Source organism: Microvirga brassicacearum (assembly GCF_008757455.1).
Lineage (GTDB): Bacteria > Pseudomonadota > Alphaproteobacteria > Rhizobiales > Beijerinckiaceae > Microvirga > Microvirga brassicacearum.
Genome location: NZ_VCMV01000013.1, coordinates 337,337 through 351,165, shown reverse-complemented (window position 1 = coordinate 351,165; position 13,829 = coordinate 337,337). Strand labels below are relative to the sequence as shown.

Below are 13,829 nucleotides of genomic sequence, written 5' to 3'. Positions count from 1 at the left end.
GCATCATGCACATCCTGAGCCATCTCCTCGCCCGGAACGTCCAGTTGGCGCCCGACCGCGACTTCATCGTCAGCGACGCGGAAACGTTGACCTATCGGGAATTCGACGAGCGCACCGCGAGGCTGGCCAACGTTTTCGCGCGGCGCGGGATCCGGAAGGGCGACAGGGTCGGCCTCTATCTCCCGTCCACGCCGCTGATGGCGGTGGCGTTCTGGGCCTGCCAGCGGCTGGGCGCGATCCCGGCGCCATTGAGCGCGATGTTCCGCCACAGCGAACTCAGGAGGATCGTGGCGCGAACGAAGATGAACGCCATCGTCGCGGACACGGAGACCTGGGCGTATTTTTCCGAGATCAGGGGCGAGTTTCCCGAACTCGGCGCCTGCTTCGTGCAGGGTGGAGGGCAAGGCGCCGAGACCCTCGAAGCGCTCATGGATGCCGCTGAGCCGAGTTTTGCGGATATCTCCTGCGACCACCGCGATGTCGCATGCCTGTTCTTCACCTCCGGCACGACGGGGACGCCGAAGGGCATCGCGCAGACGCATTTCAGCGTGCTCTCGACGTTGCGCGATATGATGGTTTCCCACCGCACGCGCTTCGGCGAAGAGGTCTATCTCTGCGCCGTACCGCTCTTCACCAATTTCGGCCTGACGGTCACGCTCAACCTTTGCCTCTATACCGGGGGCACGATCGTGCTCCACGACCGCTGGGACACCGAGCGCGTAATGACGGATATCGGGCGCTACCGGGCGACCTATTTCGGCGGCACGCCCACCATGTATGTCTACATGGTCAACAGCCATGAGCCCGCGCGGCACGACCTGTCGTCACTGCGCATCTGCACAACCGGCGGGTCGCCGGTTCCGCAGCCGGTGATCAAGCGTTTCGAGGAGCTCTCGGGCGTGAAGGTCGCGCAGGTCTACGGCGCGACGGAAACTTGCGGACAGAATGTGATCGAGCCGACCCTCGGCGTCCGCAAAGCCGGGTCGGCCGGCCTGCCCGTGGGATCGTCGCGGATCGCGATCCTGGACGATGACGACAACGAACTCCCGCGCGGCGCGATCGGCGAGGTGATCATCGGCGGCGACTGCATCGCACAAGGCTATTGGGACGACCCAGACGCGACCGCCGCCGCATTCGGCCCGCTCGGATGGCGGTCGGGCGACCTCGGCTATGTGGACGAGGACGGCTTCCTGTTCATCGTCGACCGCAAGAAGGACCTTATCATCGCAGGCGGACATAACATCTACCCGCTCGAAGTGGAGAGCGTCCTCTACTGTCATCCGGCCGTCGCGATGTGCGCCGTGGTCGGAGCTCCGGACGCCGAAAAGGGCGAAATCCCCGTTGCCATCGTTGTGCTGGACGAGAACGCCGTCGTGACCGCGCAGGAGCTGCGGGAATGGTGCCGCAGGGAATTGGCCGCCTACAAGGTGCCGCGCCGCGTCGAGATCATTCATCATATGCCGGTCGAGGCCGCGAAGATCCGCAAACGGGACCTCGTCGAGGCTCTCAAGCGCGAGGGTCTGGACAAGTACCGCCGGCAATGAGAGCGATTCTCAGACGGGACTTCGCCGAATCTACTTGTGTCTGATCTTCGCTACATCGCCGGCTGCTCCATAGGAGCTCCAGCCGCCATCCACCGGCAGCACGACGCCAGTGATGTAGGATGCCCAGTCCGAGAGCAGGAACGCCGCCGCCCGAGCCATCTCTTCGGTTTCGGCCATTCGCCCCAAGGGCGTGCGTCGCTCGATCAGAGTGGGATCGAACACCTTCCGATCGACAAGATCCTTGACCATTGGGGTCTTCGTGTAGGCAGGGGCGATCGCATTCACCCGGATGCCATGCTCTCCCCATTCGCAGGCGAGCGTCTTGGTCAGGTGCGCAATGCCGGCCTTGGCGACGCCGTAGGCGGACCGGCCCGGGAAAGCGTCGAGCCCCACGATGGACGATACGTTCACGATCGCTCCGCGTCCCTGCTCGATCATCAGCTTGCCCGCCGCCCGCGAGATAAGCAGCGTGCCCAAGAGGCTGACGTCGAACACGCGCCGCCAGCGCTCGATCGACTGCTCGTGTAGCGGCACGAGATCATCGCCGATGCCTGCCGAATTGAATACAAGATCGATGCCGCCAATCGCAGTCGCTGCATCCGCTACAATTCGTTCAGCGGCATCCTCGACGGCCACGTCACCAACCGTGAACGCATTCGCGCCAGTGCGTTTGCACGCTCCGGGGAGGGCGTCCGCATTGAGATCGGCGAGCACCACCTTGGCTCCGAGGTCGACCAGCAGCTTCGCGGTGATCTCGCCAATGCCACTGGCGCCGCCGGTAACCAGAGCGCGCCGTCCGGTAAAGTCAATCGGAGGTGTCATGCGTCAGGATCCTTGCCGTCATCTTCATGCGGCCTGAAGTGATAATCGGGCTCCCATTCTGCACTGGGGCGCGTATGCGCGTGCCAATATGCATCCGCCACACGGTTATGGTCGTACGAGGTGCCCTTGGCCATGGTGCCATGGATTGCAATGGTGGAGACCTGTACGCCGAGCGGCGTCAGTTCCTTGTACAGCGAATGACCAAGGCTGCGCAAAGCGGCCTTTCCCAGCGAGGTCACGCCCCACTCGATCCATGGTCCGAAAGCAAGCACGCCGCCGGTGAACAGGATGGAGCCGGTGCCGCGTGCGATCATGGCCGGCGCGACGAGTTGGGCGGCGTGGTGGGCACCCGCAACGTTGGTGCGGAACGTGTCCATCAGGTAGTCGAAGCTGATTGGCTCGCCATGCGCCTTCCAGCCGGGGGCAGACGCATACTGTGCCTCCGCGATGCCGGAACGAGTGACGAAGCGGGAAGGCTCGATAATGGCGGCGTTGTAGATGAGGGCGTGCGCATCGCCATATGTATTCCGCAGTTCATCGATGGCGCGCGTGATCGAGGCGGGATTGCCGGCATCGGCGACGAGGCCCCTCGTCTCGAAACCTTCGGCATCGAGCGCGGCCTGATATCGGGCGACGGCCTCCACCCGCCGGGCCATGAAGCCCACGGACATGCCGCCTCGGGCAAAGCGGCGCACGAGAGCGAGCCCAAGTCCCGGCCCGACGCCGATGACGATCGCCAGCGGCCGTGCCATCACTCAACTGCCTTTGCGGCCAGACCGGTTGCGTATCCTGCAGCGATGCGCTTGCTTTCGGAGCGCGTCGCCATCCAGTCCTCGAGCGTTCCGATCACGCCTTTGCGCAGGAACAGCACGCACAGCACGAATGCCGCTCCCTGAACGACGACAACCCAGGCCCCGAGCGTTGCGAACTCCTTCTGCATGGTGACGACGACGATCGCTCCGACGATGGGACCGAGCAGCGTACCGACGCCTCCGATTAGCGTCATCAGCAGTGCGTCGGCCGAGGTCGTGAAATAGAGGTCGGCCAGCGACGCTATCTGGAAGACGATCGCCTTGGTCGCGCCGGCAAGGCCGGCGAACATCGCCGACAGCGTAAAGGCGAGCAGCTTGAAGCGATCGGTGGAATAGCCGAGCGAGATGGCTCGCGGTTCGTTCTCGCGGATCGATTTCAGGATTTGCCCGAAGGGCGAGCGCCCGATCCTGTAGATCGCCGCAAAGCCGATCAGGAAGATCGCCAGCACGAAGTAGTACATGTTCATCGTGTCGTCGAGATCGATGAAGCCGAACAGATAGCCGCGCGGCACGGACTGGATGCCATCTTCACCGTGCGTCCAGGGTGCCTGGATCGCGTAGAAGTAGACGAGCTGCGCGAGCGCCAGGGTGATCATGGCGAAGTAGAGACCCTGCCGGCGGATCGCGAGCCACCCGAAGACTGCGCCGATCAATGTCGCCACCACCATACCGGAGAGAATCGCGAGTTCAGTCGGAAAGCCCCACGAAGCAGCAGTGAAGGCGGCGACATAGGCGGACGAGCCAAAGAAGGCGGCATGGCCGAAGGCAAGCAAACCTACATAGCCGAAGATCAGGTTGTAGGCGCATGCGAATAGCGCGAAACACAGGATCTTCATCCCGAAGACTGGGTAGATCAGGAAAGGTAGGACCATGCCGACCACGGAGAGGATCGGCAGCCAGAGCCGACCGTTCTCCAGAAAGCTGTTCGGCCGCGCCGTCGACATGTCGGCCGCATGGGCTGAAGCCGTTTCCTTCCCGAAAAGGCCGGCAGGGCGGAAGACGAGAACCAGCACCATGATGACGAAAATGACGGTCGTGGAGGCCTGCGGCCAGAACACTTTGGTCAGGCCTTCGATCATGCCGAGCATGAGACCGGTGAAAATCGCGCCGGAGATCGAGCCCATGCCGCCGATGACCACCACCGCGAAGATGGTGATGATGATCGACTGTCCCATCTGGGGGCTGACCTGATAGATCGGGGCGGCCATCACACCGGCAAGGCCGGCCAGACCGACGCCGAATGCATAGGTCAGCATGAGCATGCGCGGGACGTTGATGCCGAAGGCGCGGACGAGGTTCGGATTCTCCGTGGCCGCCCGGAGATAGGCTCCAAGCTTCGTGCGCTCAACGATGTACCAGGTCGCCACGCATACGAAGAGGCCGGCGACGATCACCCAGAGTCGGTAATATGGCAGGAACATGAAACCTAAGTTGACGCCGCCCCTGAGCGCGGCAGGGATATCGTAGCGCTGTCCGGCAGCGCCGTAGCCGACGTTGAACAATCCTTCGATCACCATGGCGAGACCGACGGTCAGCAGCAGGCCATAGGCGTGCTCGAGCTCGTAGACGCGCCTGATGAAGACGCGCTCCATGAGAGCGCCGATGAGGCCGACAGCAACCGGGACGAGCGCGAGCGCCCACCAATAGCCAAGCGAGGGCAGTCCAAAGCCGGGAAAGAGATCCGGCAGATGCAGCAGGTACCACGCGCCGAACGCGCCTAGCATATACTGGGCGCCGTGCACGAAATTTCCGATGCGCAGCATGCCAAAGATGATCGCCACACCCAAGCTCATCATCGCATAGAACACGCCGTTGATGAGACCGATCAGCAGCTGGCCAAAGAGCAGCTGCGGGGAAATTCCGAGAAGCGTCATCATGACGGGTTCATACCTTCAGGTAGTTCTGGATGCGGTCGCGATTGCCGGCCACATCGGCAGCCGCGAGCGTGTCGATGACTCGGCCATGCTCGACCACGTAGTGGCGGTCCGCCAGCTTGGAGGCGAAGCGGAAATTCTGCTCCACGAGAACGACCGTGAATCCGCGCTCCTTGAGCTTGCGAATCACCGCTCCGATCTGCTGCACGATCACCGGGGCCAGTCCTTCGGTCGGCTCGTCCAGCAATAGGAGATTAGCGCCCGTCCGCAGGATGCGTGCGATCGCAAGCATCTGCTGTTCGCCGCCTGAAAGTTTGGTACCCTGGCTGTTGCGGCGTTCCGCGATGTTCGGGAACAGCGCGTAGATATCGTCGACGGCCATTCCGCCTTCCGCTATCACGGGCGGCAGGAACAGGTTCTCCTCGACCGTGAGGCTAGCGAAGATACCGCGCTCTTCGGGACAATAGGCGATTCCGCGTCGCGCGATATATTCGGGCATTCGGCCCGCAACATCCTCGCCGTCGAAGCGGATCTCTCCGGTTTTCTTGCGCAGCAAGCCCATGATGGCCCGCAGCGTCGTCGTCTTGCCTGCGCCGTTGCGCCCAAGCAAGGTGACCACCTCGCCGGCACCGACCTCGAAGGTCATGCCGTGTAGCGCCTTGCTCTCCCCATACCAGCCCTGAAGATCACTGACCGACAATGAGACCCGAGCGTTCACTCCTCACCTCCGATGTAGGCTTCTATCACTCGCGGGTCGGTCGAGACCTCGGCATAGGTGCCTTCCGCCAAGATTTTGCCGCGGGCCAGAACGGTGATCTTGTCCGCGAGCCGTGCGACGATGGAGAGATTATGCTCGACCATGAGAATCGTGCGATTCGCCGAGACGCTGCGGATAAGCGCCGCGATCCGCTCCACGTCCTCCGTGCCGAGGCCTGAGGTCGGCTCGTCGAGGAGCAGCAATTCCGGCTCCACCGCCAACGTGGTGGCGAATTCCAGAGCGCGCTTGCGGCCGTAGGGCAGCCCCGCTGCCGTCTGGTCGCGCATGTGCTCCAAGCCGACGGCGGCGAGCAGTTCGTCGACACGATCCTCGAGCACGGAAAGGGAGGACTCGCTACGCCAGAAGTGAAAAGAGGTGCCCTTCGGCCGCTGCAGCGCGATGCGAACGTTCTCCGCTACGGTCATGCGCGGAAAGATTGCCGAAATCTGGAACGATCGCACGATGCCGCGGCGGGCAACGCGCGCAGGGTCCTCGTTCGTGATGTCCTCGCCGTTGAAGCGGATCGAGCCTCCGCTGGGCTGATGGACCTTGGTGATGAGATTGAAGAAGGTGGTCTTGCCGGCACCATTCGGGCCGATGAGCGCATGAATCGATTGGCGGCGCACGTCGAGATCGACGTTGGAAATAGCGGCGAAGCCGTGGAAGCGCTTGGTCAGCCCGCGTACCTCAATGATGTTGTCGGCGGCGATGGTCATGCTTCACCTGCAGGAGGCGTGCTCCCGACAAGGATTCCACGCCCGCGTGAAGCCTTCTCGCGAAGCGGCAGCGTCGACTTATATGCGTCGGAATGGTAATAGGCGTGCGCAGCTTCGAAGCTTGGAAACTCCACGACGGATATGCTGACCGGGTTCCAGCCGCCTTCAAGCGGCTCGATCTTCTCGCTGCGCACGATGAATTTTGCACCAGCGGCGTCCATCAGCGGCCCCGCCATGCTTCGGTATTCGTCCCAGGCGACGGGGTCGGTGATCTCCAGTTCGAATATCATGTAGCCGCGCAACGTACGGTCCTCCAAACCTGATCCGGAAATCGGATAGCCTGTTACAGCTTGCAGGCGCTCTCGGAATAGGGCTTGAAGGCCCTCTCTGCGGGCACGGTGGTGACCAGCTTGAAGAAGTCGTCCTTCTCGGAGACCTTACCCGGCGTGTTGACCTCAAGCAGGTACATGTCGTGGATGAGGCGGCCGTTCGGGAAAAGTTTGCCGTTGCTGACGAAGAAGTCGTCGACCTTGATCTCGCGAAGCGCCTTGAGGACGGCGGTGGATTCGTCCGTGCCAGCCTTCTCGACTGCCTTCAGATAAGCGGTCACGGCCGAATAGGTGCCGGCGGCGATCCAGCCAGGCGCGTTGCCGGTGATCGCCATCATGCGGCGCCCGAACTTCTCCGATTCAGCATCCTTTTTCCAGAACCAGGGTGCGGAAAAACGAGCGCCCTTGAGGGCATCAACGCCGATCGCCCGCGCGTCGGACTGGTGCAGGAAGGTGATGGCGATCTTCTGTCCGCCGCCGATGATACCGAACTCCTGCGCCTGCTTCATCGCGTTGACGAGATCGGCGCCGCCGACATTCATCACGATCGCCTCCGCGCCCGACGCCTGCGCCTGCAGGATGTAGGAGGAAAAGTCGGTGGAGTTCAGCGGCACGCGAACCTTACCCTTGACCTCACCACCAGCAGCTTTCACTGCGGTTTCGACCCAAGCTTCCTGTGCCTTACCAGCCTCATAATCGTTCGACATGATGAAGAACGACTTGTTGCCCTGATCGAGGAGGCCCTGAACCGTGGTGCCCACAGTCGAATAGACATCATAGGCCCATGCCACGATATGGCCGTTGCAATCGGCTTCGGTCGGGCGATCGGTGAGCGGCGAAACGAAAAGGCCGATCTTCTTCTTCCCACCAATGAGCGTGTTCACGCCCAAGGACACGGCCGAGTTCGCCACATCGGCAATTGCATCGACATTGTCCTTCTCGAGCCATTCGCGTGCGATGGCGAGAGCTACGTCGGGCTTGTTCTGGTGGTCCGCAGACACGATCTTGATCGGTTTGCCGAGAGCCTGGCCGCCGAAATCCTTGACCGCCAGTTCGGCCGCGCGTACGACCTCCGCCCCGCCAAGAGCGGAAAACGACGTGCTCTGATCGTTCAGGACACCGATCGTGACCGTGTTGTCCTGCGCAAAGGCCGCGAGCGTGGTGGCCGTCAGGATAGTCGTCGCCAGCAGCAATTTCTTCATTGTTTCCTCCGAAGCCCATGGCCGCTCTAACATCGACTTGCCTCCGTCATTGGAGGCACCCCGCGACCGACTGCGGAAGAATGGAAATGGCTGCGCGGGAAAGCATCGTCCTAACAGACTAGTGCCTCGTCCCTCAGGCGAGGAGTGTTGCCGCGGAAGCGCGCGGCGCCGGTAGATGGCCGGCGGTTTGGACCCAGCCGATTATCCGGGCGTCATCGGCGGTTTCTGCGTGACCCGTCACAGAGCAGGCATCATCCCACAGCAGGAGGACTATTGGGCCGCGATAGCGTTGAGGCTCCTTCCGTGAAACTTGCCGGTTCGAGCGCACGGACAGGAAGGCGAAGGTCCGCGGGCTCGAGCGGCTTGGCATCGCAGGTCCCCCTACGAGCGCCCGCCCTCATACGAGCTCGTAGAGGCCGTCCATCGTCGCCTGCCCCGTTGCCCTCACGAGGCCGCGTTCGATCAAACGTTCGAGATGAGCGAAGACGGTCAGACCCGCGGCACCGTGCAGAGCCGGATCAGTCCGGCTATAGAGGGCGCGTACGATATCCGGAACGGTCCGGTCTCCGTCCCTGACGCGGGTCAATACCATCGCTTCGCGCATCTCGCGATGGGCGCGAAGCGTGCGGACACGATCGAGCGGTTGCGTCATCGGCGCGCCATGCCCGGGAAGGTAGAGGGTATGGTTCCGATCGAGCAGCTTGTCGAGCGAGGCGATGTAGGCCGCCATCGAGCCGTCCGGTGGCGCGACGATGGTCGTCGACCATCCCATCACGTGATCGCCGGAGAACAGGGTGCCGGTCCCAACCAAGCCGAAGGCCAAGTGATTGGCGGCGTGACCCGGTGTGTGGATCGCCTCGATCGACCACCCATCGCCGCCGACGACGTCCCCGTCATGGAGGACGAGATCAGGCATGAAGGTGAAATCGATGCCGGCCTCTATCAGCATTTCGCCTTGCCCGCCGGTCGGCTTCAAACGCCGCTGGGGACCATGCGCCGCGGTTCTCGCGCCGGTGGTCGCCTTCAGGCCCGCTGCAAGCGCCGAATGATCGCGATGCGTATGGGTCACGAAGATGTGGCTGACCGACCGGTCTCCGATGATCGAAAGCAGAAGCTTGAGATGCTCGGCATCGTCCGGGCCGGGATCGATGACGGCAAGTGTGCCGGTCCCGACGATATACGTATTGGTTCCCCAGGAGGTGAAGGGACTCGGATTGTTCGCCGTTACCCGGAGGACATCCGGACCGACGGGGACCGCTCGGTCGTAGACGGAACAGGCTTCATCGCCCCTATCGGGCTCGAGCTGCGTCATTCAATCCCCTCGCCATCTTCTCGCGGTCGGATTCGGCTCAAGCCGCGCCTTCCACGGCAGGAAGGATGCGCTACACCGATCATCCAGCGCATCAACCGTGGAAAGAGACTCCGCATGCACCTGGCCAGCCCGGCTCACGTCCGAGCGGCCATGTTCAAGCGGATGGGCCGTGTGGCGCCGCCGATGCGCGGGCGGTCCGGCTCGGACTCGGTCAACGGCTCGCATGCGATGAGTCCCGTGCGAGAGCGGTCCGCAAGTCTCTGATATTCCCCATTCCCGTTGTTGCGCCAGCGGATGGCGTCTTCCGCCATGGTTTTCACGACTGCCGCCGGATTGCCGGCGATGAGGCTGCGCTGCGGCGCGCGCATATCGGACTTCACGAGGCTGAGGGCGGCGACGAGAGACTCGTCGCCGATCTCGGCATTGTCCAGAACCACGGCGTTCATGCCGATGAGGGCGTTCTCGCCGACGACGCAGCCGTGCAGGATCGCTCCGTGGCCAATGGTGGCGCCGCGCCGGACGATGCAGTCCGAGCTTGCCGAGGTATGAAGGACGCAGCTGTCCTGAACGCTCGAATCGCCCTCGATGATGATCCGTCCGAAGTCGCCGCGCAGGGATGCGGCCGGACCGATGTAGCAGCGCGGTCCGATGATCACGTCGCCGATGAGGGTCGCTGTGGGGTGGAGGTAGCTTGTTGGATGAACGACGGGAACGATTCCCTCAAAGGCATAGACGGGCATGATCGGCCTTTCAACGATAGCGATAGCGACCTGGGCTGCGCTTCCTGATCTTTGCATCCTGCCGCACAGGATGACGCAGCTCAGGCACGGTCGGTCTCCCTAGCAAAGGTGGTCTCAGGTCCGAGCGGCGCGCTGAAGACGCGCGCCGCCACGCGCTCCCGGTGGAAAGACGGACCGCCCCAGACCTGGGTCAGCGCGATGATGCGCTTCAGGTAGAGATGAACGTCCACCTCCCAGGAATAGCCCATGGCCCCATGAGTCTGGATCGCCGTGTGGGCCGCAAGATCCGCCGCCTCGGATGCGGTGAGCTTGGCTTGGGATATGCGGGCGCGAGAATGGAGATCGTCGTGCGGAAGGTCCGCCGCCGCCGCATAGACGACAGGCCGTGCGAATTCGATTTTCACCTGCACGGTGGCGAGATGATGCTTGATGGCCTGGTACGATCCGATCGGGCGGCCGAATTGCTGACGCTCCTTGGAGTATCCGACCGCAAGATCGACGCAACGCTGTGCCATGCCCAAGAGCTGAGCGGCCGTGAAGAGCGCTCCCCGGTCCAATGTCTGCCGAAGAGGGATCGCCGCTTCCTCGTGGCCTGCGATGCGCGTAGCGTCGCCTGGATCACATGCGATGGTGTGGAGACGCCGAAACGGGTCGGCGCTCGGCTGCATCGTCAGCATTTTTGGCGAAATCGCCACGAGGTGAAGACCGTCGTCCCGGGCGATGAGGGCGGCCGCGTCCCTGTCCGCATGAGGAACGTAAGAGTTGATCGGATGGGAGACCGCGACCGTGATCTCACCGGCGAGAGCCCGTTCCAGATAGGGGGCGACCCCGGGCCGGTCCGCGAAGGCCGCCAGGAGCGGCAGGGCGATGCCGACATTGTCTACGAGCGGTTCGGGAAGGCAGCGGTATCCGCAGGCTTCGGCAATCTGCACAAAATCGACGGGCGCGAGTCCGAGCCCGCCGTCGCCTTCCGGAACGAGGATTCCGGCGAGACCGAGTTCGCAGAGTTTTTTCCAGCGCGTCTCGTCCTGGGCGCCACCGGTCGTCAGCAGCCGGCGTAGATCCTGCGAGCTGCAGACCTCCGCCAAGAGAGCGCGGACCACATCTGCGGTCATGACCTGTTCGTCGTAGAAACGGAAATCCATTGGACCGCTCACACCCGTGGCAGGCCGAGCATCCGCTCGGCGATGATGTTGCGCTGAATCTCATTGGAGCCTGCATAGATGGGGCCCGCGAGAGAGAAGAAGTACCCGTCGAGCCACCGTCCGGCTTCGACGGCTTCGGAGGCATGCCGGGACAACTCCGCCCGCGCTCCGAGGAGCGAAAGCGCGGTCTTGTGCATGGCGATGTCCATCTCCGACCAGAAGATCTTGTTCGTGCTCGCTTCAGCACCGATCTGGCCGCCCGCGTTCAGACGGGACGCCGTGTGATAGATCGACAACGCGTAAGCGTCCGTATCCATCCAGGCCTTCAGGACCGCGGCCCGTATGGCCGGGTCGGCATCCCTCTCGCAGGTCTTGAACAGCTCGACGAGCCGGCGGGCCGTCACCTGAAACCGCGCAGGGCTGCGGAGCATGAGGCCGCGTTCGAAACCGGCTGTTGCCATGCAGATGGCCCAGCCCTCACCCTCTGCCCCCAGGCGATTGAAAGCCGGCACCCGCACGTCGTCCAGGAAGATTTCTGCGAAGCCCGTCTCGCCGTCGATCTGCGGAATGGCTTGAATCCGAACGCCCGGCGCATCGAGCGGAAAAAAGATCAGGGAGAGGCCCTTGTGGCGCTCCGACCCAGGATCCGAGCGAAAGAGGCCGAAGGCCCAATCGGCGAAGACGGCGCGCGACGACCAGATCTTATGGCCGCGCAGAACGTACTCGTCGCCCGCGCGGGTGGCGCTGGCGCGCACGGCCGCAAGATCGCTTCCCGCCTGCGGTTCGGACCAGGCCTGGGCCCAGATCTCGTCACCAGAGGCCATCTTCGGGAGGAAGCGGCTCTTCTGCTCGGGGGTTCCATATTCCATCAGCGTGGGGCCAAGCAGGAAGATGCCGTTCTGGTTGACGCGCAGGGGTGCGCCGGCACGATAATATTCCTCCTCGAAGATCAGCCATTGAATGAGATCGAGGCCGCGCCCGCCATAGCGCTCCGGCCACGTCACCATGCCCCAGCGCCCTTCGTCGAGAATGCGCTCCCATTCACGGTGCGCCTCGAAACCCTCGCGGCTCGCGTCGAAGGACGGCAAGGGCTGGCGCGGCACATGCGCCTCGAGCCAAGACCTTACTTCCCGGCGGAAGGCTTTCTGCTCTTCAGTATAAATCAGGTTCATGAATGTCCTTGTCAGCGGATGGCGCGCGGCGACGTTTCCATCAGCCGTTCTCCGCCTGCTTCTTGTTGGCCGCGGCCATGCTCTTGGCGTCATGGCCGCCGAGCATGTTGCCGGTCGTCAGATCGTTCTGCGCATGCGCGAAATGGTGCATGTGGTAATGGGCATCCATGGCGGTTCGCTTGCCGCGCAGATCCTCCACGTGATTGACAGCCTGCTTGGTCAACCAGAGACCGAGACGAGGCTGCTCCGCGAGGCGCTGCGCCATGGTCCGCCCCGCGGCTTCCAGCTCGGCGCGGGGCACCACCTTGTTGACCATGCCGAACTGTTCCGCACGCGCGGCAGGAAGCCGTTCGCCCAGCAGGATGAATTCCTTGGCCACGCGAGGGGGAAGCTCGAAAGCGTGGGCGAAGTATTCGACACCGGGGATCCCCATGCGCAGGACCGGATCCTGGAAGAATGCATCCTCGCTCGCGACGATCAGATCGCAGACCCATGCCAGCATCAATCCGCCGGCGATGCAGGCTCCCTGAACAAGGGCGATGGTCGGCTTGGGAAGATCGCGCCAGCGCCGGCACATGCCAAGGTAGACCTCATGCTCGCGCGTGTAGAGCATTTCGGCCGCAGGCTTGTTGGTGTGATCGGCGAAAGGAAGGCGGCGCTCGAACGTCTTGTGCACATCCCGGCCCGGCGTGCCGATATCGTGCCCTGCCGAGAAATGTTTGCCCTCACCCCGCAGGATGATGGCCTTGACGGAATCGTCATCGACGGCGCGGCGGAACGCATCGTCCAGCGCATAGGTCATCTGGGAGTTCTGGGCATTGTTGAACTGCGGCCTGTTCATCGTGATCCAGACGACGGGGCCTTCCTGCTCATAGCGGACCGGCTCGGCCGTTTCATAGGTAATGTCCGCTCGGCGCGGTTCGACAAGATCGCGCATGACTGCCCTTCCCAAGTGGTTCTACTGGGCGAGGCACGCTAGGCCCGTGCACCCCTCGTGCAATCGTCCGAAGGGACTAATTGGCTGCGAGGCGCAGATCGCCGCGGCTTCCTCAATTTCGGCCAGTTGGGGGAAAGCTCTACCCTCGACGGCTCAGTTAAAAGGATGACTCAAGAAACGTTTGCAATCGAAATACCCGAAAGCGCCATAATCGCCGTGGTCGTGAACAGTAAAAGAATGGATGCTGTATTCCACGCGCCCGTCCACGTGGGAGAGCTCAGATCGAGCAAAAATCCCTGTATCTCCTAAGTATCAGGGGAAAACTCGGGTAGCGACAGGTTCGCAGCTGACTCCGTCCACGGCCGGGCACGATTGCCTCTGCCGGAATAACAGCCGAACCCGCCAGCGCCCTCCACCTCTATCAGCGCACCAGCGTGGGCATGACCGGATTGGGCCGATTCCAGTCG

At 62.9% G+C, this 13,829-nt stretch carries 13 protein-coding genes and 1 pseudogene; 1 reads left to right on the top strand and 13 read right to left on the bottom strand.

Going from position 1 to position 13,829, the window contains the following annotated elements; all coding sequences use genetic code 11:
• Positions 1-5 precede the first annotated feature (5 nt).
• A complete protein-coding gene (locus tag FEZ63_RS09170; RefSeq protein ID WP_150943542.1) occupies positions 6-1,544 on the top strand; it encodes a class I adenylate-forming enzyme family protein in 1,539 nt (512 codons plus the stop codon).
• Between the two features lie 30 nt (positions 1,545-1,574).
• Here FEZ63_RS09170 and FEZ63_RS09165 read toward each other — a convergent pair whose 3' ends face one another.
• The 13 genes and pseudogenes from FEZ63_RS09165 to FEZ63_RS09110 all read right to left on the bottom strand — a co-directional run bounded on the left by FEZ63_RS09165 (position 1,575) and on the right by FEZ63_RS09110 (position 13,362).
• Positions 1,575-2,366 carry an SDR family NAD(P)-dependent oxidoreductase gene (locus tag FEZ63_RS09165; RefSeq protein WP_150943540.1) on the bottom strand — a complete coding sequence of 264 codons (792 nt, stop codon included), beginning with the start codon at positions 2,364-2,366 and terminating at the stop codon, positions 1,575-1,577.
• Positions 2,363-3,118, bottom strand: coding sequence for an SDR family NAD(P)-dependent oxidoreductase (locus FEZ63_RS09160; RefSeq protein ID WP_150943538.1), 756 nt, complete (start codon positions 3,116-3,118; stop codon positions 2,363-2,365). The genes FEZ63_RS09165 and FEZ63_RS09160 overlap by 4 nt, the downstream gene beginning before the upstream one ends.
• Positions 3,118-4,014, bottom strand: a complete 897-nt coding sequence (locus FEZ63_RS26050; protein ID WP_338042208.1) for a branched-chain amino acid ABC transporter permease — start codon at positions 4,012-4,014, stop codon at positions 3,118-3,120. The genes FEZ63_RS09160 and FEZ63_RS26050 overlap by 1 nt, the downstream gene beginning before the upstream one ends.
• Positions 4,015-4,149: 135 nt before the next feature.
• Positions 4,150-5,055 (bottom strand): annotated as a pseudogene (locus tag FEZ63_RS26045) (branched-chain amino acid ABC transporter permease); the annotation flags it as partial.
• Between the two features lie 7 nt (positions 5,056-5,062).
• A complete protein-coding gene (locus FEZ63_RS09150; RefSeq protein ID WP_244622717.1) occupies positions 5,063-5,770 on the bottom strand; it encodes an ABC transporter ATP-binding protein in 708 nt (235 codons plus the stop codon).
• Entirely contained in the window at positions 5,767-6,525 is a 759-nt protein-coding gene (locus tag FEZ63_RS09145) for an ABC transporter ATP-binding protein (protein WP_150943534.1), read from the bottom strand. Before FEZ63_RS09145 ends, FEZ63_RS09150 begins: the two co-directional genes overlap by 4 nt.
• Entirely contained in the window at positions 6,522-6,827 is a 306-nt protein-coding gene (locus tag FEZ63_RS09140) for a DUF1330 domain-containing protein (protein ID WP_150943532.1), read from the bottom strand. Before FEZ63_RS09140 ends, FEZ63_RS09145 begins: the two co-directional genes overlap by 4 nt.
• Positions 6,828-6,868: 41 nt before the next feature.
• Positions 6,869-8,056, bottom strand: coding sequence for an ABC transporter substrate-binding protein (locus tag FEZ63_RS09135; RefSeq protein WP_150943530.1), 1,188 nt, complete (start codon positions 8,054-8,056; stop codon positions 6,869-6,871).
• Positions 8,057-8,453: 397 nt separating this feature from the next.
• Entirely contained in the window at positions 8,454-9,368 is a 915-nt protein-coding gene (locus tag FEZ63_RS09130) for an MBL fold metallo-hydrolase (protein WP_150943528.1), read from the bottom strand.
• Positions 9,369-9,502: 134 nt separating this feature from the next.
• Positions 9,503-10,108, bottom strand: a complete 606-nt coding sequence (locus FEZ63_RS09125) for a phenylacetic acid degradation protein PaaY (protein ID WP_150943527.1) — start codon at positions 10,106-10,108, stop codon at positions 9,503-9,505.
• Positions 10,109-10,188: 80 nt separating this feature from the next.
• Complete coding sequence (locus FEZ63_RS09120) at positions 10,189-11,253, bottom strand: acyl-CoA dehydrogenase family protein (protein WP_150943524.1); 1,065 nt, start codon at positions 11,251-11,253, stop codon at positions 10,189-10,191.
• A gap of 8 nt (positions 11,254-11,261) precedes the next feature.
• Positions 11,262-12,425, bottom strand: a complete 1,164-nt coding sequence (locus FEZ63_RS09115; protein WP_150943522.1) for an acyl-CoA dehydrogenase family protein — start codon at positions 12,423-12,425, stop codon at positions 11,262-11,264.
• 40 nt (positions 12,426-12,465) lie between these two features.
• Positions 12,466-13,362, bottom strand: a complete 897-nt coding sequence (locus FEZ63_RS09110; protein ID WP_150943520.1) for an enoyl-CoA hydratase — start codon at positions 13,360-13,362, stop codon at positions 12,466-12,468.
• Positions 13,363-13,829 lie beyond the last annotated feature (467 nt).

Excerpts from the sequence above, each read along its gene's own strand:
- FEZ63_RS09170 (WP_150943542.1), top strand. The coding sequence starts at position 6 with ATGCACATCCTGAGCCATCTCCTCGCCCGGAACGTCCAGTTGGCGCCC.
- FEZ63_RS09165 (WP_150943540.1), bottom strand. The coding sequence starts at position 2,366 with ATGACACCTCCGATTGACTTTACCGGACGGCGCGCTCTGGTTACCGGC.
- FEZ63_RS09160 (WP_150943538.1), bottom strand. The coding sequence starts at position 3,118 with ATGGCACGGCCGCTGGCGATCGTCATCGGCGTCGGGCCGGGACTTGGG.
- FEZ63_RS26050 (WP_338042208.1), bottom strand. The coding sequence starts at position 4,014 with ATGAAGATCCTGTGTTTCGCGCTATTCGCATGCGCCTACAACCTGATC.
- FEZ63_RS09145 (WP_150943534.1), bottom strand. The coding sequence starts at position 6,525 with ATGACCATCGCCGCCGACAACATCATTGAGGTACGCGGGCTGACCAAG.
- FEZ63_RS09135 (WP_150943530.1), bottom strand. The coding sequence starts at position 8,056 with ATGAAGAAATTGCTGCTGGCGACGACTATCCTGACGGCCACCACGCTC.
- FEZ63_RS09130 (WP_150943528.1), bottom strand. The coding sequence starts at position 9,368 with ATGACGCAGCTCGAGCCCGATAGGGGCGATGAAGCCTGTTCCGTCTAC.
- FEZ63_RS09125 (WP_150943527.1), bottom strand. The coding sequence starts at position 10,108 with ATGCCCGTCTATGCCTTTGAGGGAATCGTTCCCGTCGTTCATCCAACA.
- FEZ63_RS09120 (WP_150943524.1), bottom strand. The coding sequence starts at position 11,253 with ATGGATTTCCGTTTCTACGACGAACAGGTCATGACCGCAGATGTGGTC.
- FEZ63_RS09115 (WP_150943522.1), bottom strand. The coding sequence starts at position 12,425 with ATGAACCTGATTTATACTGAAGAGCAGAAAGCCTTCCGCCGGGAAGTA.
- FEZ63_RS09110 (WP_150943520.1), bottom strand. The coding sequence starts at position 13,362 with ATGCGCGATCTTGTCGAACCGCGCCGAGCGGACATTACCTATGAAACG.